General features: G+C 65.0%; 13 protein-coding genes. 8 read left to right on the top strand and 5 right to left on the bottom strand.

The genetic code is table 11. The features are described from left to right. The first annotated feature begins 92 nt into the window (after window positions 1-92). The 5 genes from FG95_RS14110 to FG95_RS14090 all read left to right on the top strand — a co-directional run bounded on the left by FG95_RS14110 (window position 93) and on the right by FG95_RS14090 (window position 8,672). Window positions 93-1,535 (top strand): NAD(P)-dependent oxidoreductase, encoded by a 1,443-nt coding sequence (locus FG95_RS14110; RefSeq protein WP_037556715.1) that lies wholly within the window; start codon window positions 93-95, stop codon window positions 1,533-1,535. 19 nt (window positions 1,536-1,554) lie between these two features. Continuing rightward, the gene (locus FG95_RS14105) at window positions 1,555-2,718 is read left to right on the top strand and encodes a hypothetical protein (RefSeq protein ID WP_037556714.1); all 1,164 of its coding nucleotides are present in this window, start codon (window positions 1,555-1,557) and stop codon (window positions 2,716-2,718) included. A gap of 27 nt (window positions 2,719-2,745) precedes the next feature. After that, complete coding sequence (gltB, locus tag FG95_RS14100; RefSeq protein WP_037556713.1) at window positions 2,746-7,275, top strand: glutamate synthase large subunit; 4,530 nt, start codon at window positions 2,746-2,748, stop codon at window positions 7,273-7,275. Between the two features lie 221 nt (window positions 7,276-7,496). Further along, window positions 7,497-7,922, top strand: a complete 426-nt coding sequence (locus FG95_RS14095) for a hypothetical protein (protein WP_037556712.1) — start codon at window positions 7,497-7,499, stop codon at window positions 7,920-7,922. Window positions 7,923-8,000: 78 nt separating this feature from the next. Next, a complete protein-coding gene (locus FG95_RS14090) occupies window positions 8,001-8,672 on the top strand; it encodes a glutathione S-transferase family protein (protein ID WP_037556711.1) in 672 nt (223 codons plus the stop codon). Between the two features lie 107 nt (window positions 8,673-8,779). On the opposite strand, the gene ubiG is transcribed toward FG95_RS14090, so the two are convergent. Beyond that, window positions 8,780-9,505 carry a bifunctional 2-polyprenyl-6-hydroxyphenol methylase/3-demethylubiquinol 3-O-methyltransferase UbiG gene (gene ubiG, locus FG95_RS14085; RefSeq protein ID WP_037556710.1) on the bottom strand — a complete coding sequence of 242 codons (726 nt, stop codon included), beginning with the start codon at window positions 9,503-9,505 and terminating at the stop codon, window positions 8,780-8,782. A 221-nt stretch (window positions 9,506-9,726) separates the two neighbouring features. Here ubiG and FG95_RS14080 point away from each other — a divergent pair, with 221 nt between their 5' ends. Then, on the top strand, window positions 9,727-10,974 hold the full coding sequence (locus FG95_RS14080) for an aspartate kinase (protein ID WP_037556709.1): 1,248 nt from the start codon (window positions 9,727-9,729) through the stop codon (window positions 10,972-10,974). Here the strand turns inward: FG95_RS14080 and FG95_RS14075 are convergent, their stop codons facing one another. Then, window positions 10,975-11,559, bottom strand: coding sequence for an inner membrane-spanning protein YciB (locus FG95_RS14075; protein ID WP_037556708.1), 585 nt, complete (start codon window positions 11,557-11,559; stop codon window positions 10,975-10,977). It lies immediately after the preceding gene. 251 nt (window positions 11,560-11,810) lie between these two features. Next, window positions 11,811-14,012: a catalase/peroxidase HPI gene (gene katG / locus FG95_RS14070; RefSeq protein WP_037556707.1), complete on the bottom strand. Its 2,202-nt coding sequence runs from the start codon at window positions 14,010-14,012 to the stop codon at window positions 11,811-11,813. 357 nt (window positions 14,013-14,369) lie between these two features. Here katG and FG95_RS20810 point away from each other — a divergent pair, with 357 nt between their 5' ends. Further along, window positions 14,370-14,525, top strand: a complete 156-nt coding sequence (locus FG95_RS20810; protein WP_161786561.1) for a hypothetical protein — start codon at window positions 14,370-14,372, stop codon at window positions 14,523-14,525. Between the two features lie 66 nt (window positions 14,526-14,591). Here FG95_RS20810 and FG95_RS14065 read toward each other — a convergent pair whose 3' ends face one another. Both FG95_RS14065 and FG95_RS20270 read right to left on the bottom strand, forming a co-directional pair. Further along, complete coding sequence (locus FG95_RS14065) at window positions 14,592-17,012, bottom strand: TonB-dependent receptor (RefSeq protein WP_037556706.1); 2,421 nt, start codon at window positions 17,010-17,012, stop codon at window positions 14,592-14,594. A 102-nt stretch (window positions 17,013-17,114) separates the two neighbouring features. Then, window positions 17,115-17,285 carry a YezD family protein gene (locus FG95_RS20270; RefSeq protein ID WP_081933164.1) on the bottom strand — a complete coding sequence of 57 codons (171 nt, stop codon included), beginning with the start codon at window positions 17,283-17,285 and terminating at the stop codon, window positions 17,115-17,117. 190 nt (window positions 17,286-17,475) lie between these two features. Between FG95_RS20270 and FG95_RS14060 the strand changes: the two genes are divergently transcribed. Then, entirely contained in the window at window positions 17,476-18,480 is a 1,005-nt protein-coding gene (locus tag FG95_RS14060; RefSeq protein ID WP_037556705.1) for an NAD(P)H-dependent flavin oxidoreductase, read from the top strand. The last annotated feature ends 121 nt before the right edge of the window (window positions 18,481-18,601 follow it).

Below are 18,601 nucleotides of genomic sequence, written 5' to 3'. Positions count from 1 at the left end.
ATTTAGGTAAGCATTGTTGACCTATCACGCAATTCGCTCGTGACAGGGCGTTTCGGGCCATGCAATTCCCCGCTCAACGAAGGGGATACTGCATGGCTTCCGAACGCATGCTCCAATTTGTGGAGCGTGAACAATCCTATCCGGACAAGCGCTCCGCCGAAGAGCGCGCGCGCGACTTTCGCGAGATCGCCGAGCGTTATGCCGCGCCCGACGCCGATGCGCAGGCGGCGCGCTGCTCACAATGCGGCGTGCCCTATTGCTCGGTCCACTGCCCGCTCCACAATCATATTCCCGACTGGCTGCGCCTGACCGCCGAAAGCCGGCTGCGCGAAGCCTATGAGCTCAGCAACGCGACCTCGACGATGCCCGAGATCTGCGGCCGCATCTGCCCGCAGGACCGGTTGTGCGAGGGCAATTGCGTGATCGAGTTTTCGGGCCATGGCGCGGTGACGATCGGCAGCGTCGAGAAATATATCACCGACACCGCCTGGGCCGAGGGCTGGGTCGAGCCGCTACACGTCGGCGCCGCGACCGGCCAGTCGGTCGGCGTGATCGGCGCGGGGCCGGCAGGCCTGACCGCGGCCGAATATCTGCGCGCGCAGGGGCATGAGGTGCATGTCTATGACCGGCACGACCGCGCGGGCGGCCTCCTCACCTATGGCATCCCAGGCTTCAAGCTCGAGAAGGATGTCGTGATGCGCCGCATCGACCGGCTCGTGGAAGGCGGAATCCAGTTCCACCTCGGCTTTGCGGTCGGCGAGGATGCGACGCTCGACCAGCTCCGCCAGAAGCATGACGCGATCCTGGTCGCGACGGGCGTCTACAAGGCGCGCGAGATCAATGTTCCCGGCAATGCCGCCGACGGCGTGATCGCCGCTCTCGACTATCTGATCGCGTCGAACCGCAAGAGCTTTGGCGACGAGGTTCCGGCGTTCGACGACGGGCGCCTCGACGCCAAGGGCAAGCATGTCGTCGTGATCGGCGGCGGCGACACCGCGATGGACTGCGTCCGCACCGCGGTGCGGCAGGGCGCGAAATCGGTGAAGTGCCTCTATCGCCGCGACCGCGAGAATATGCCGGGATCGCAGCGCGAGGTCGCCAATGCCGAAGAGGAAGGCGTCGAGTTCGTCTGGCTTTCGGCCCCCGAAAGCTTCACCGCCGACAAGCATGTGAAAGAGGTCGCGGTCGCGGGGATGCGCCTCGGCGCGCCCGACGCGAGCGGCCGCCGCAGCCCCGAGGTCGATCCCGGGCGCAAGTTCGACGTGCCCGCCGACATGGTGATCAAGGCATTGGGCTTCGATCCCGAGGAGCTGCCGCACCTGTTCGGCTCGCCCGACCTGTCGGTCACGCGCTGGGGCACTTTGCGCGTCGATCACCAGACGATGATGACCAGCCTGCCCGGCGTTTTCGCGGCGGGCGACATCGTGCGCGGCGCCAGCTTGGTCGTGTGGGGCATCCGCGACGGCCGCGATGTCAGCGAACAGATGGCAAAGTGGTTGAAGGCGAAGGCGAAAAGCGAAAAGAAGGCGGCATGACCAACAGGGGAAGGAAATTATGATGCCGTCGTTCAAATCGATCCTGCTTGCCGGTGCCGTGGCGATGCTGCCGCTGGGCATATCCGCCCATGCAGCGCAGCAGGAAGCGCCCGAAGCCGAAGTCGTCGCCGCCGAAGACGGTAGCGAGACGCCGTTCGACAGCGAGGCTGCCGCCGCCGAGGCGAAGGCCAAGATGCAGAAGGAAATGGACGAGGCGATCGCGCTCATTGAAAAAATGTTCGACACGAGCGACCTGCCGCCGATCGACCCGGCGCGCCTGACGCTCGCGCAGCAGACGACCGCCGCGCTGATCCCGGCCGGCAGCATCGAAAAGATGGTCGACAATCTGTACGGCAAGATGTTCAAGACGATCATGGGCGAGTTCGGCGGTCAGTCGGACCTGCTGCTTTCGATCAAGACCGGCGTCGAAACCGACCAGATCGCGAAGCTCGACGAAGCGACCAAGGGCAAGGTCGCCGACATGTTCGACCCGCATCGCAAGGAACGCGACGAGCAGATCAACCGCGTGATCAAGCCGCTGATCAGCGAAGTGCTGGCCGATATGGAGCCGCCGATGCGCGAAGGGCTGGCCAAGGCCTATGCGCGCAAGTTCACCGGCGCGCAGCTCACCGACCTCAACAGCTTCCTCGCGACGCCGACGGGCAATCTCTACGCCAGCGAATGGATGGCGTTGCAGGCCGATCCCGAAGTGATGGTCGCGGTGATCAAGGCGGTGCCGCCGCTGGTGACCAAATTCATCGACCGCGCCCCCGAGATCGAGAAGGATCTGAAGGAGCTGCCCAAGGAAAAGCAGCTTTCGGACTTCGACGACAAGGAACTCGGCAAGCTCGCCAAGCTGATGAAGGTCGATGTCAGCGTGCTGAAGGAACAGCGCGACATGTGGAAGACCGACATGGAAGCGACCGACGCGGTCGCGGCCGAAGCCGCCGACGATTATGCGGTCGACGCCGCCGCCGATGTCGCCACCGCGGAAGCGGCGGCCGATGCGGCCGAGGCCGCAGCTGACGCCGCCGTCGCGGTCGAAGCCACCGCATATGATCGCAGCAACTGGTCCGAAGCCGATCGCAAGCGCGTCGAGGAACTGGAAGCCGCCTATATCGAAGCCGAAGCCGCCGCCGTCGAAAAGGCGCGCGAGCGATTGGACAAGACCCCCTCCGAATAGGCGTCAGCCTATCCCGTCAGGACGAAGATGATGACCCACTATCCCACCCCCGATCACGCGCGGCTCGAAGCCGAAGGCATGTATCGCCCCGACCTCGAATCCGATGCCTGCGGCGTCGGCATGGTCGCGGCGACCGACGGCAAGCCGTCGCGCCGCGTCGTCGAGGCGGCGATCGAGGCGCTGCGCGCAGTCTGGCACCGCGGCGCGGTCGATGCCGACGGCAAGACCGGGGATGGGGCGGGCATCCATGTCGACCTGCCCGTGCGCTTCTTCGACGATGCGATCGCGGCGTCGGGGCACCGGGTACGCCCGAACCGCCTTGCGGTCGGCATGGTCTTCCTGCCGCGCACCGACCTTGGCGCGCAGGAGGAGTGCCGCACGATCGTCGAGGCCGAGATCATCGACGCGGGTTTCACCATCTATGGCTGGCGGCAGGTGCCGGTCGACGTGTCGGTGATCGGCGACAAGGCGCAGCGCACGCGCCCCGAGATCGAGCAGATCATGATCGCGGGCCCCCTGCCCGACGAGCAGACGGTCGCTGAGTTCGAAAAGCAGCTTTATCTCGTCCGCCGCCGGATCGAGAAAAAGGTGATCGCGGCACAGATCGCCGACTTTTACATCTGCAGCCTGTCGGCGCGCTCGATCATCTACAAGGGGCTGTTCCTTGCCGAGAGCCTTGCCGACTTCTTCCCCGACCTCACGAACAAGCTGTTCGAAAGCCGCGTCGCGATTTTCCACCAGCGTTATTCGACCAACACCTTCCCGCAATGGTGGCTGGCACAGCCGTTCCGCTGCCTCGCCCACAATGGCGAGATCAACACGATCCGCGGCAACAAGAACTGGATGAAGAGCCACGAGATCAAGATGGCGAGCCTCGCGTTCGGCGAGCATTCGGAAGACATCAAGCCGGTTATCCCCGCGGGCGCATCGGACACCGCCGCGCTCGACGCGGTGTTCGAGGCGCTGTGCCGCGCCGGGCGCGACGCGCCGACCGCGAAGCTGATCCTCGTGCCCGAGGCGTGGACCACCGAATGCGACGTCCCCGACAACCACCGCGCGATGTACTCGTACCTCGCCAGCGTCATGGAGCCGTGGGACGGGCCCGCCGCGCTCGCGATGACCGACGGCCGCTGGGCGGTTGCGGGCATGGATCGCAATGCGCTCCGCCCGCTGCGCTACACGCTGACCGCCGACAATCTCCTCGTCGTCGGGTCCGAAAGCGGGATGGTGCTGCTGCCCGAAGCGAGCGTGCGCAAGAAGGGCCGCCTTGGCCCCGGCCAGATGATTGCGGTCGATCTCGACGACGGCACGCTTTATGAAGATCTCGCGATCAAGGACAAGATCGCCGACGCCGCCGACTATGCCTCGCGCGTCAAGGGTTTCCGCACGATGGCCGACCTGCCCAAGGGCGGCAAGTCTAGCCTGCCCGCGTGGGATCGTCAGGAACTGCTCCGCCGTCAGGTCGCCGCCGGGCTGACGATGGAGGATATGGAACTGATCCTCAGCCCCATGGTCGAGGACGCCAAGGAAGCGATCGGATCGATGGGCGACGACACGCCGCTCGCGGTCATCTCCGACAAGCCGCGTCACGTCGCGCAATTCTTTCGCCAGAATTTCAGCCAGGTCACCAATCCACCGATCGACAGTCTGCGCGAACGGCATGTTATGAGCCTGAAGACGCGTTTCGCGAACCTGGCGAACATCCTCGACGAAAAGGGCCAGAGCGATCACGTCCTCGTGATCGACAGCCCCGTGCTCGTCGGCGACGACTGGGATCGACTGCGTGCCTATTTCGGCGATGCGGTCGCCGACATCGACTGCACGTTTGCGGCAGGCGGCGACGCCTCGACGCTGCGCGAGGCGATCGCGCGCGTCCGCCGCGAGGCCGAGGATGCGGTGCGCGCGGGGCGTAGCGAGCTGTTTCTGACCGACCAGAGCATCGGCGCAGGCCGCGTCGGCATGGCGATGGTGCTCGCCGCCGCCGCCGTCCACACGCACCTCGTGCGCAAGGGGCTGCGCAGCTATGCCTCGATCAATGTACGCTCGGCCGAAGTGCTCGACACCCACGCCTTTGCCGTGCTCGTCGGGGTCGGCGCGACGACCGTCCACGCCTATCTGGCCGAAGCGGCGATCGCCGACCGGCAGGCGCGCGGGCTGTTCGGCGAATTGAGCCTCGACGAATGCCGCCAGCGTTTCCGCAAGGCGATCGACGATGGCTTGCTCAAGATCCTAGCCAAGATGGGGATCGCGGTGATCTCCTCCTATCGCGGCGGTTATAATTTCGAGGCGGTGGGTCTCAGCCGCGCGCTCGTCAACGATCTCTTCCCCGGCATGCCGGCGAAGATTTCGGGCGAAGGCTATCAATCGCTGTTCATCAACGCGACCGAGAAGCATGAGGCGGCGTTCGACGGGCGCGTCACCACCCTTCCCATCGGCGGTTTCTATCGCCAGCGCGCGGGGGGCGAGGCGCATGCCTATTCGGCGCAGCTGATGCACTTGCTGCAAACCGCGGTCGCGACCGACAGTTACTCGACCTATCTGCAATTCGCGCGCGGGGTCGCCGACCTGCCGCCGATTTACCTCCGCGACCTGATGGAGTTCAACTATCCGGCGCAGGGCGTCGCGCTCGACAGCGTCGAGGCGATCACCGAAATTCGCAAGCGTTTCGTCACGCCGGGGATGTCGCTCGGCGCGCTGTCGCCCGAGGCGCATGAGACGCTGGCGATTGCGATGAACCGCATCGGCGCCAAGGCGGTGTCGGGCGAAGGCGGCGAGGCGAGCGAACGTTACCGCCCCTATGCCAATGGCGACAACGCCAACAGCAACATCAAGCAGATCGCAAGCGGCCGCTTCGGCGTCACCGCCGAATATCTCGGCGCGTGCGACGAGATCGAGATCAAGGTCGCACAGGGCGCCAAGCCGGGCGAGGGCGGCCAGCTTCCGGGCTTCAAGGTCACCGAGTTCATCGCGCGGCTGCGCCACGCGACGCCCGGCGTGACGCTGATTTCGCCGCCGCCGCACCACGACATCTATTCGATCGAGGATCTGGCGCAGCTAATCTATGATTTGAAGCAGATCAATCCGAAGGCGCGCGTTTGCGTGAAGCTCGTCAGCTCGGCGGGGATCGGCACCGTGGCTGCGGGCGTCGCGAAGGCGCATGCCGACGTGATCCTCGTCGCGGGCAACACCGGCGGCACCGGGGCGTCGCCGCAGACAAGCGTCAAATATGCCGGCACGCCGTGGGAAATGGGGCTGAGCGAGGTCAATCAGGTGCTGACCTTGAACGGCCTCCGCCACCGCATCCGCCTGCGCACCGACGGCGGGCTCAAGACGGGGCGCGACATCGTGATCGCGGCCATTCTGGGCGCCGAAGAGTTCGGCATCGGCACGCTGAGCCTCGTCGCGATGGGCTGCATCATGGTGCGCCAGTGCCATTCGAACACCTGCCCGGTCGGCGTCTGCACGCAGGACGAGAAATTGCGGCAGAAGTTCACGGGGTCGCCCGAGAAGGTGATCAACCTGATGACCTTCATCGCCGAGGAAGTGCGCGAGATATTGGCGAAGCTCGGTGTCACGAGCCTCGACGAAGTGATCGGGCGCACCGAATTGCTGCGGCAGGTCAGCCGCGGCGCCGAGCATCTCGACGATCTCGATCTCAATCCGATCCTCGCCAAGGTCGACGCGCCCGACGATCAGCGCCGCTCGCAGGGGCCGAACTTCCGCAACCCGGTGCCCGACAGCCTCGACGCGCAGATCTTGAGCGACGCCAAGCCGCTGTTCGAGCGCGGCGAGCGTATGCAGCTGACCTACAACGTCCGCAACACGCACCGCGCCGTCGGCACCCGACTGTCGGCCGAGGTTACCGCGCGCTTCGGCATGAAGGGACTCGCCGACGACCATGTGCAGGTGCGCCTGCGCGGCACCGCGGGGCAGTCCTTGGGCGCCTTCCTGTGCCAGGGCGTGACGCTCGAAGTGTTCGGCGACGCGAACGACTATGTCGGCAAGGGGCTGTCGGGCGGGCGCATCATCGTGCGCCCGACCGTCTCGAGCCCGCTCGTCAGCCAGCACAACAGCATCGTCGGCAACACCGTGCTCTATGGCGCGACTGCCGGCACCTTGCTCGCGGCGGGTCAGGCAGGCGAACGTTTCGCGGTTCGCAACTCGGGCGCGAATGTCGTCGTCGAGGGCTGCGGCGCCAATGGCTGCGAATATATGACCGGTGGCACCGCGGTGATCCTCGGCCCGGTGGGCTCGAACTTCGGCGCGGGGATGACTGGCGGCATGGCCTTCATCCTCGACACCGACGAGCAGTTCGAGCGCCGCGTGAACGGCGAATCGATCGTCTGGCAGCGGCTCGCGAGCGGCCATTGGGAGGCGGTGCTCAAGGAGCTGGTCGAGGAGCATGCCAAGGCCACCGGCAGCAAATGGTCGGCCGAAATCCTCGCCGACTGGGACCGCTGGCGCCAGCGTTTCTGGCAGGTGTGCCCGAAGGAAATGCTGAGCCGCCTGACGCATTCGCTCAACGAGGAAGAGGTCGAGGTCGTCGCGGCGGAATAAGCCAATCCTCCCTGCGGCGAAGCCGTGGGGAGGGGAACCGTCCGCGCAGCGGATGGTGGAGGGGCTGCGACGACAGCGCCATAGCCCCTCCGTCAGCGGCTACGCCGCTGCCACCTCCCCATCGCTTCGCGACAGGGAGGAACGTTCACCCTAGCGAAAGCGTCTTTGGGCTAAAGATGCCGCTTTACTGCCCTCCTCTCGTCCCTCGAAAGGATCGAGTCATGACCCGTCTGGCCCTCGCTGCCCTCCCCCTGCTCGCGCTCGCCGCGCCGCTGCCCGCGGCCGCCAACGAGATGCACGATACCGTTGCGACGCTCAGCGATCCGGTCGCGCAGGAGCGGATGGCCGAGACGATCACGGCGATGGTCGGCGCGCTGATGCAGATGCAGGTCGGGCCGCTCGCGAAGGCGGTGGCACAGATCGATCCCGAATCCGATGCCGCATATATCCCGCCCGACGCGACGCTGGGCGAAGTGACGGGCAGCGATCCCTATTATGCCGAACGCATGGGCGACGACGTCCGCGCGACGACGCGTATGGCGGGCCATGCCGCATCGGCGCTCGCGGCTTATGCCCCGGTCCTGAGGGACATGGCGCGCGATCTTGCCGCCCAGTGGGAATATGAGCGCGACGCCGCGCGGCGCTGACGCTTAATTCACAATCGCCAGAGGCAGGCCGCGCCATAGCCGTTGCGCGTGGCGCCCCGCTGCCGCTATGCCAAGCCTATGTGGCAACTCTATCAATTCCCGCTCTGTCCCTTTTCACGCAAGGTCCGCCTTTTGCTGGGCGAAAAGGGCGTCGGATACGAATTGGTGCGCGAATCGCCGTGGGAGCGCCGCGACGAATTCATCGATCTGAACCCGGCAGGCCGCACCCCGGTGATGGTCGATCAGGCGCGCGGACAGGTACTGATCGACAGCATGGCGATCGCCGAATATTTCGAGGAAACCGTCGAAGGTAAGGCGATGATCAACGGCACGGCGGCGAACCGCGCCGAGATCCGCCGGCTGACCGCATGGTTCGATCACGACTTCTACTATGAAGTCACCGGCCCGCTGCTGTTCGAACGGATGCAGAAGCGCATCGTCCACCGCCAGCCGCCCGACGGCGGCGCGCTGCGCGAGGCGATGAAGGCGGCGAACAATCATCTCGACTATGTCGATTACCTCATCGACCATCGCACCTGGCTCGCCGGCGCGACGATGAGCCTCGCCGATCTGACTGCGGCGGCGCATATCTCGGTCGCCGACTATCTGGGTGGGATCGACTGGACCGGGCACGAGCAGACCAAAGGCTGGTATTCGGGGCTGAAGTCGCGCCCGAGCTTCCGCCCGCTGCTCGCCGAGCGGATGGAGATCGTGTCGCCGCCGAAATATTACGAAGACGTCGACTTCTAACCGTCGCCCCCGCGCAGGCGGGGGCCGCCAGCGGCCTTGCTCGGCGGCGCCGCGTAAACCGATAGCGGCCCCCGCCTGCGCGGGGGCGACGGTTTCCCGGCCTTATTTCAGCCCGGCCACCGCGCCGCGACCAGATAGTTGAGCGCCACGCTGCCGCCGAGCTTGAAGCCCTTGGCGGCCGAGGGAGAGAGGCCAGTGCGGTCGATGACCTCGAGCCCCGCGCCTTCGAGCAGGCCCGTTAATTCCCCGGGCTTCAGAAACTGATCCCAATCGTGCGTCCCGCGCGGCACCGCGCCGACACGCTCGGCCGCCTCGACGAGCAGCAGTTTCGACAGCATCGTCCGGTTCGGGGTCGAGAGGATCATCAGCCCGCCGGGCGCGAGACGGCCTGCGAGTTCGCCGATGAAGGCCGCGGGGTCGGCGACATGCTCGACGACCTCCATCGAGGTGACGAGATCGAAGGTCGCAGGCGGCAGCGCGGACAGTTCGCCCGCGAAATAGGTGACCGCAAGCCCCTGCCCCGCCGCATGATCGCGCGCGGCTGCAATATTTTCGGGCGCCGCATCGACGCCGGTGACCGTCGCGCCCATTCGTGCGAGCGGTTCGGCGAGCAGCCCCGCGCCGCACCCGACGTCGAGCGCGCTGCGCCCGGCAAGCGCGTGGCGCTCACGCGCATCGACCTGCCAGTGGGCATCGATGCGGTCGCGAATATAGGCAAGCCGCACCGGGTTGAGCTTGTGCAGCATCGCCGACGAACCGTGCGGGTCCCACCAGTCGGCGGCGAGGGCGCCGAAATGGGCGGCTTCGTGCGGGTTGATCGTGGCGGCACTCATGCCGCCGATTTGCCACCGCCGCCATTTCGGCGCAAGAAAATTACCTCGCAGCATGGATATTCGACGGAAAACCCTGTTTCGGTTTCCCCTCGCCAAGAAAATATATCCCGACGCTATCATCGCCGCCTTGCCATCGCCCTCCCCCTTCCGTAACGACGCGAGCGCCGCGGAAATGCTTGGGAAAGTCGCGGCGGAAACCAGATTCAGGAAAGCGGGGCGACATGGCGCGGATCGTGATGAAATTCGGGGGCACGTCGATGGCGGGCACCGAGCGGATTCGCACCGTGGCGAAACTCGTCGCGCGCGAAGTCACCAACGGCAACGAAGTCGCGGTCGTCGTCTCGGCGATGGCCGGCGAGACCGACCGGCTCGTCAATTTCTGCCGCGAGGCGAACCCGCGCTACGACCCCGCCGAATATGACGTCGTCGTCGCCGCGGGCGAACAGATCACATCGGGGCTGCTCGCGCTGACCTTGCAGGCGATGGGCGTCCCCGCGCGCAGCTGGCTCGGCTGGCAGCTGCCGATCCGCACCGAGGAAGCGCATGCGCGCGCGCGCATCCTCGACATCGACACCGGCGCGCTGCTCGCCGCGATGGGCAAGGGCGAGGTCGCGGTGATCCCCGGTTTCCAGGGGATGATGGACGACGGGCGCGTCTCGACATTGGGGCGCGGCGGATCGGATACCAGCGCGGTCGCGGTCGCGGCGGCGGTGAAGGCCGACCGCTGCGACATCTACACCGACGTCGACGGCGTCTATACCACCGACCCGCGCATCGTCGCGCGCGCGCGCAAGCTCGACTATGTCACCTATGAGGAAATGCTCGAACTCGCGAGCGTCGGCGCCAAGGTGCTCCAGACGCGCTCGGTGGGGCTCGCGATGAAGATGGGCGTGCGCGTGCAGGTTCTGTCGAGCTTCGTCGAGGGCGACGAGGCTCCCGCCAAAGGCACGATGATCGTCAGCGACGAGGAAATAGAGGAACATCAGATGGAACGGCAGCTGATCACCGGCATCGCCCACGACAAGAATGAAGCGAAGATCATCGTCACGCGCGTGCCCGACAAGCCGGGCGCGGTGGCGAACATCTTCGGCCCGCTCGCCGCGGCGGGGATCAACGTCGACATGATCATCCAGAATGTCGGCCGCGAAAAGGGCGAGACCGACGTGACCTTCACCGTTCCGGGCGTCGACCTGCTCCGCTCGATCGACCTGCTCGAAGGCGCGAAGGACAAGATCGGTTTCAACCGCATCATCAGCGACGACAAGGTCGCGAAGGTCAGCGTCGTCGGCGTCGGCATGAAGAGCCATGCGGGCGTCGCGAGCACGATGTTCCGCGCGCTGGCCGACCGCGGCATCAACATCCAGGCGATCTCGACCAGCGAGATCAAGGTCAGCGTGCTGATCGACGAGGACGAAACCGAACTCGCGGTCCGTGTGCTGCACACCGCCTACGGGCTCGACGCCGAGTAACTACTCCGCCGCGAACGGCTGCAGTTCGCCGCTCGCGCGGCGGCGCAGCCGTGCTTGCGTGATGTGATGCACCACCGCGATGTGGATCGCGAACAGCCCGAATTTCGACGCGAGCGGAAAGACGCCGATGAACAGCGGCCACCAGGCAGTGAAGAAGAGCGCGATGACGAGGTTCAGCCCCGCGCTGGTGAACATCAGCGCTGCCCAGATCATGCCGAAGCGATCCATGACGTCGCCGACGATCGCGAGCTGCTCGGGCGGAATATAGCGGTTGAGCCAGCCCTTGCGCAGCATCACGCTGCCGACGATCAGATAGACGATCGTCGGCTTCGCCATCACGAAGCGCGGATCGCCGGTGAACAAGGTCGCTGCCGCGGTGAAGAGCACCGACGCCAGGCTGATCCATTGCAGCGCCGCGACCTTTTTGCCGCGTGCGAGTTCGTAACCGACGACGCCGAGCGCGACGACGATACCCGCGATCGTCGCGGGAACGATACCCGCCCCGGCGACCAGCAGCACTGCGAAGACGAGCACGCCGAGCGAGTCGAACAGCATCGGCCCGATGGCATAGAGCAAGGTTTTCATCCGCCTGTCCTTTCCGACTCAATGTTATCGTCGTAAACATTGCGTGCAGACCGGATCGACGTCAAGGAAAAATTGACATTGTTAACATCGTTTGCGGTAAAACGTCGTGTCGCAGCGATCAGCTACAAAGCCGCCCCTTCGCAAAAACAAGACCCGCCCCCAGGCCCATGTCCCCGGGGGCGGGTCGCGACCCGTCGTCTTTTGCGGCCGCCGCCGGTCCTGCGGCATGATGCGGGACCGGCGGCGCCGGATCAGGCGAGGTCGAAACGGTCGGCGTTCATCACCTTGGTCCACGCCTTGACGAAGTCGCGCACGAACTTTTCGCCATTGTCGGACTGCGCATAGACTTCGGCCACCGCGCGCAGTTCCGAATTGGAACCGAAGATCAGGTCGGCGCGCGTCGCGCGCCAGGTCTCGGCGCCGCCCTTGCGGTCGGTCGCGACATATTCCTGGTCGTCCGATCCATCGACGGCCTTCCACACATTGGTCATGTCGAGCAGGTTAACGAAAAAGTCGTTCGTCAGTTGCCCCGACCGTTTGGTGAAGTGGCCGTGGCCGCGCTCGCCATGGTTGGCGCCGAGGACGCGGAGGCCGCCGATCAGCACCGTCATCTCGGGCACCGACAGGCCGAGCAGCGAGGCGCGGTCGAGCATCATTTCCTCGATCTTCACGGCGAGCTTCTTTTTGCCGACATAGTTGCGGAAGGCATCGGCTTCGGGCTCCATCACCGCGAAGCTGTCGGCGTCGGTCTGTTCGGCCGTTGCATCGCCGCGGCCGCCGGTGAAGGGGACGGCGACATTGAAGCCCGCGTCCTTGATCGCCTTTTCAAGCCCGACAACGCCGCCAAGCACGATCGCGTCGGCCATCGACATCGAACCGCGCAGTCCGTCGAGCGTATCCAGAACCTTGGCGAGCATCGCGGGCTCGTTGACCTCCCAGTCCTTCTGTGGCGCGAGGCGGACGCGCGCGCCGTTCGCGCCGCCGCGGAAGTCGGACTTGCGATAGGTGCTCGCCGAAGCCCAAGCGGTCTTGATCAGCTGGCTGACCGTGAGGCCCGACGCGGCGATCTTGTCCTTCACCGCCTTCACCTCGGCGTCCGACGGCGTCGAACCCGCGGGGATCGGGTCCTGCCAGATCAGATCCTCGGTGGGGACTTCAGGGCCGAGGTAGCGGATCTTGGGCCCCATGTCGCGGTGGGTCAGCTTGAACCAGGCGCGCGCGAAAGCGTCGCGGAACGCCTCATGATCGTCGCGGAACTTCTCGCTGATCTTGCGGTACGCCGGATCGCGCTTCAGCGCCATGTCGGCGGTGGTCATCATCGTCGGAACCTTGATGTTCGGATCCCACGCCGCCGGGGCCATATCCTCCTCTTTCTGGTTGATCGGCTGCCACTGGTTCGCGCCCGCGGGCGATTTCACCAGCTCATAGTCATAGTCGAACAGCAGGCGGAAATAATTCTCCGTCCACTCACGCGGGGTGTTGGTCCATGCGCCTTCGATGCCGCTGGTGACGGTATGTTCGCCGATGCCGCCGCTTTCGTGGCTGCTGACCCAGCCAAAGCCCAGCGCAGCAAGATCGCCGCCCGCGGGCGCCGCGCCCAGCAGCGAGGCGTCGCCATTGCCATGCGCCTTGCCGAAGGTGTGGCCGCCGGCGGTGAGTGCGACAGTTTCCTCGTCGTTCATCGCCATGCGCTTGAAGGTTTCCTTCATATCGCGCGCCATGCCTTCGTCGTCGTGCGGATTGCCGCCGGGGCCTTCGGGGTTGACGTAGATCAGGCCCATCTGGATCGCGGCGAGCGGACCTTCGATCGTTTCCATTCCCTTGGCCGGGTCGATGCGCGTCTGGACGCCCTGATTGACCCATTTGTCTTCGCTGCCCCAATAAATGTCGCGTTCGGGTTCATAGACGTCGACGCGGCCGCCGCCGAAGCCGAACACCGGCCCGCCCATGCTTTCGATCGCGACATTGCCCGCAAGGATGAACAGGTCGGCCCAGCTGATCTTGTTGCCATATTTCTGCTTGATCGGCCAAAGGAGGCGGCGCGCCTTGTCGAGATTGCCATTGTCGGGCCAGCTGTCGAGCGGCGCGAAACGCTGCTGCCCGCTGTTGGCGCCGCCGCGGCCGTCCGCGGTGCGATAGGTGCCCGCGGCGTGCCACGCCATGCGGATGAAGAAGGGGCCGTAATGACCATAGTCGGCGGGCCACCAGGGCTGGCTGTCGGTCATCAGCGCGGTGAGATCGTCCTTCAGCGCTTGATAGTCGAGCGACTTGAACGCCTTGGCATAGTCGAAATCCTCGCCCATCGGGTTCGACGGGCCATTGGGATTAAGGATTTCGGTCGCCAGCATGTCGGGCCACCAATCCTTGTTGGTGCGGCCGAGCAGCGCGCGAACGCCCCCGGGCTGGTGGACGGGGCAACCGCCGGCGGGGTCGATGGGGGTCGGATCGTTCATGCAGTCTCTCCTCGTTTATCTGTTATGGAATGCCGGATCGTGGCGCCGCGGAATGGCGCGCGTATGACGCGAGCGACGGGGGTCGCTGGCGGACGGCCGGCATGGGCGGGCGTCGAGTCGATGGCGCCATCCTTTCGTTCTGACCGGGGAAGGATATGCCGCGCTTCCCCATCGACATAACCGAATAAGCTGAATTCAGTCATCGAATGAACCGATCAAACGCGCGAGAGTTGCCCGGACGAAGGGCGCCCGTCCCGCCCCCGCCACGCCCCGGCTACAGGGAGGAACATCTGACTCGGCCACGGGTTGATCCGGTGTCGCGGCATGATGGCATGGCGCGGCAAAAGGAGATGGAAAGTGGCTAACAACCCGAACCAGCAGAACCAGAAGAACCCGCAGGCTGATCGCGACGAGGAACAACGTCGCCAGCAGCAACAGCAGGGCGGCCAGGATCGCCAGCAAGGCGGCCAGCGGTCCGATCAGGACCAAGGCAAAAACCCGCAGCAGCGCTGACCAGCAGCCTGCATGAGAAAGGGTGGCCCCGCGGGGCCGCCCTTTTCTTTTGCTGGTAAGGGAAGATCAGAAGCTAGCCTTGATCGTCCCGCCCCAAGTGCGGGGATCGCCCGGCAGGCCAGTGATCAGCCCGGTATTGCCCGGCCCCACGCTCAATTGCTCAAGATAATTCTGGTCGAACGCGTTGCGCACCCAGCCGAAGATGTCGAGCCCGGTTTCGGTCCGGAAACCGGCGCGGAAGTTCGAAAGCGAATAACCCTCGATCCAGGTGTAGGCCGACGGCGACGGGTTCGACGACCAGTCCGACCGGTAGCTGCCGTCATAACCCAGATAGAATTGCCCATCCTGTCCGAACAGGCTGGATTCGGCATTGGCTTCCGCCCCGAACGAAAAGGCCCATTTCGACACGCCGGGCAGGCGCTGCCCCGAAATGTCGCAGTTCGGCGCGCTGGCGGACCCGCCCGACAGTTCGGGTGGGCACGGCGCGTCGACGAAGCGTTCATATTTGGCATCGGTATAAGCGCCATTGGCATAGGCGCGAAACCGCTCGCTCGGCCGCACTGAGAAGTCGAATTCGACGCCCTGCGTGCGGACCTTGCCCGCATTGGCCAGATAGCCGCGGAGCACGCCGAACTGCCCATTATTCACATTGGCCTGAAAATTCTTGATGTCGGTGCGAAACGCGCTGAGATTGAAGGTCGCCCGCCGATCCCAGAATTCGGCCTTCACCCCCGCCTCATAATGATCGACCGATTCGGGTTTCACCGTCGCGGCGGCGAGGATCGGGTCGCCGTCGGCGCCGTTCGGCACGCCATTCTGGTTGATGCCCCCCGATTTGAACGTCTTCGCATAGGTCGCATAGAGGAGCAGGTCGCGCGCCGCCTTCCATGTCGCGGTCAGGTCGTAGCTGAAATTCCAGTCGCTGAACGAGGGCGCATATTCCTGCGGCGTGAACACGGCGAGCCGGGCGGCCGACACCGCATCTGTCAGGTCCGCCGTCACCGGCGAGCCGTCGCCGGCAAAGACGAGACGCCGGTAGTAGCCGTCCTTCTTGACATAATTCACCCGGACGCCGGGCTGGATCGTCAGCTGATCGGTGATTTTCCAGCTCAGCTGCCCGAACAGCGCCGCGCTGGTGTTCTTGAGATATTGCGTGTTGATCGCGGTCAGGCCGCCCAGCACCGAGGGATCGTTCGACAGCGGGTTCGACGGATTGATCGTCCAGCGGCTCGACGCGGGGCCATGGCCTTCGGTGCCCTGCGTCTCGATGCGCTGGTAATAATAGAAGCCCCCGATGACGAAATCGAAGCGATCGCCGGTGTAATTATAGCGCAGCTCCTGCGTATATTGATCCTGCTGCGACGGGTTCTGCGATCTCGTGACGATCGGCAGGCCGGTGAAGTCGCGATCGTTTTCGGGCTGCCAGTCCCAATAGCGCCACGCGGTCACCGAGGTCAGCATGCCCGGTCCGAGGTCCCATTTGACGCGCAGCGACGCGCCGCCGATCTCGTTGCCCGCATTCAGATTGGCGTCGAGGTCGGTGAGCCGGTCATAGGGATTCTCGCTCGGGAAGGCATAGCCCTGCGCCGCCGCGAGCGCGGCGAACTGGCGGTTCAGCGGCCGCTGCGTTTCGCCGGTGCGGACGAAAACCGAGCCGCAGCACACCGCCTCTTGCTTGTTCCAGTCGCCGGCGAGCGTGATGTCGAGATTGTCGGCCGGCCGCCAGAGCAGTTGGCCGCGAATGCCGATATTGTCCTGGCTCTGGATATAACGGTCGGTCGTCACATTGTAGATCGTGCCGCGGCGGCTGGTCGAGGAGACCGCGATGCGCGCCGCAAGCCACTCGGACAGCGGTCCCGAGATCGCGGCCTTCGCCTGTTTGAAATCGAGATTGCCGATGCTGACCTCGGCCTTGCCCTCGAAATCGAAGGTCGGCTGGTTGGTCGTGATGTTGATCGCGCCGGCGGTCGTATTCTTGCCGTAGAGCGTCCCCTGCGGCCCGCGCAGCACTTCGATCTGCGCGACGTCGAGGAAGTCGAAGGTCGAGGAAGCGACGCGCGAATAATAGACGTCGTCGACATAGATGCCGACGCCCTGTTCGATGCCGTCGTTGGTCAGACCGAACGGCGCGCCGATACCGCGGATATTGACCGCCGTGTTGCGCGGGTTCGACGAGTAGAATTGCAGCGTCGGCGTGAGCTGGGTCAGCCGGCCGACGTTGAAGCTGCCGGTATTGTCGATCTGTTCGCCGTCAACGACCGAGATGGCGATCGGCACGTCCTGCGCGGTTTCGCTGCGCCGCCGCGCGGTGACGATGATCTCGCCGCCGTAGCTTCCGCCTTCGACCTGCGCAGCGTCATCGGCGGCGGCGGTGTCGTCGGCAGTTTCCGATGCGGCGGCGGGGTCCGCGGCGATCGCCAAGGCGAGGGAAAGCGTGAAGAGGCCGGCCGGAAGGCGCCGGCGGACAGACGGATATTTTGCGGTCATGACAATTTCCTGTTGCAAGAAAATTGCCACATCCGGTGGTCCGGTCTGCGGCATGAGGTGGGGAATATCCCCGTTGGGAGTAGTTGGAGCCTGAAACCTACATCAGTTGGGGTAGCGGTGCCGCTCGGTCACATCGACTTGCACCAGTCGTCCTTCGTGCACGGTCAGCTGGATCGCGCCGAACTTCAGCTTGTCGAGGGCATCGAGCACGGTCTGGATGGCGCGGGGCACCTCTTCGGAGCCGTCTTTGGCGACGTCCCTGATAGCGCTCATGATCATTCCTTTCCCTTCTGGATTCGCCGCCAAAGCATATGCCAAGTGATTTAGTTGACAATGATTGATTTGCTTTCTGCGCCGAAAGGTTCGGTTGTCGCGCCCAATCGATTCAAGCGTGCGGCGGGTCGACGGGCGCGATGACGCCAGGGATTGCGCGCGAGTCCCAGTGCTGGCAAAGGCAGCCTCAATGAGCAAAATTAACGATCTGATGGCCCGCGGAACCGAACTACTCGGTAGCGACTATGCAATCCTGTGCGGCGCGATGAGCTGGGTTTCCGAACGCCATCTGGTCAGCGCGATCAGCAATGCCGGCGGCTTTGGCGTGATCGCGTGCGGCGCGATGACGCCCGCGTTGCTCGATGCCGAAATCGCCGGGACCAAGGCGTTGGCGACCCGCAATTTCGGCGTCAACCTGATAACCATGCACCCGCAATTGTTCGAATTGATCGAGGTATGCGCCAAGCATCGCATCGGCCATGTCGTGCTCGCGGGCGGCTTGCCGCCGAAGGGCAGCCTCGAGGCGATCAAGGCGTCGGGTGCCAAGGTCATCTGTTTCGCGCCGACGCTGGCGCTCGCCAAAAAGCTCGTCCGTTCGGGCGTCGACGCGCTGGTGATCGAGGGGATGGAGGCAGGTGGCCATATCGGCCCGGTGTCGACGAGCGTGCTCGCGCAGGAGATCCTGCCGACGCTCGCCGACGAAGTGCCGGTTTTCGTCGCCGGCGGGATCGGCCGCGGCGAGGCGATCGCCGCCTATCTGGAGATGGGCGCGTCGGGGGTTCAGCTCGGCACGCGCTTTGTGTGCGCGACCGAGAGCATCGCGCATCCCAACTTCAAAAAGGCCTTCATGCGCGCCTCGGCGCGCGAAGCGGTCGCGAGCGTCCAGATCGACCCGCGCCTGCCCGTCATCCCGGTCCGCGCGCTCAAAAATGCCGGGACCGAAGCCTTTACCGCGAAGCAGCGCGAGGTCGCGAACAAACTTGACGCCGGTGAGGTCGACATGGGTGAAGCGCAGCTCGAAATCGAACATTATTGGGCGGGCGCGCTGCGCCGCGCCGTCATCGACGGCGACGTCGAAAATGGTTCGTTAATGGCAGGGCAATCTGTCGGTATGGTATCCGAAGAGGAGAGTGCGGCAGCGATTGTCGCATCTCTGGTGCAACAGGCCGAAGCGGCGTTGCACGCGCGGGGTTGATGCCGCATGGTGATGCGGTTGGGGAGTGGATCATGAATTTGTCGCGTAAGATCATCGTAGCAGGTCTGCTGGCGAGCGTCGCCGCCTGTGCGCCGAACCCCCCCCCCCCGCCTCCCCCACC

It is taken from the genome of Sphingopyxis sp. LC363, assembly GCF_000756385.1.
GTDB lineage: Bacteria > Pseudomonadota > Alphaproteobacteria > Sphingomonadales > Sphingomonadaceae > Sphingopyxis.
The sequence above is the reverse complement of the archived record's forward strand: the minus strand, read 5'-3'. Positions and strand labels throughout refer to the sequence as shown.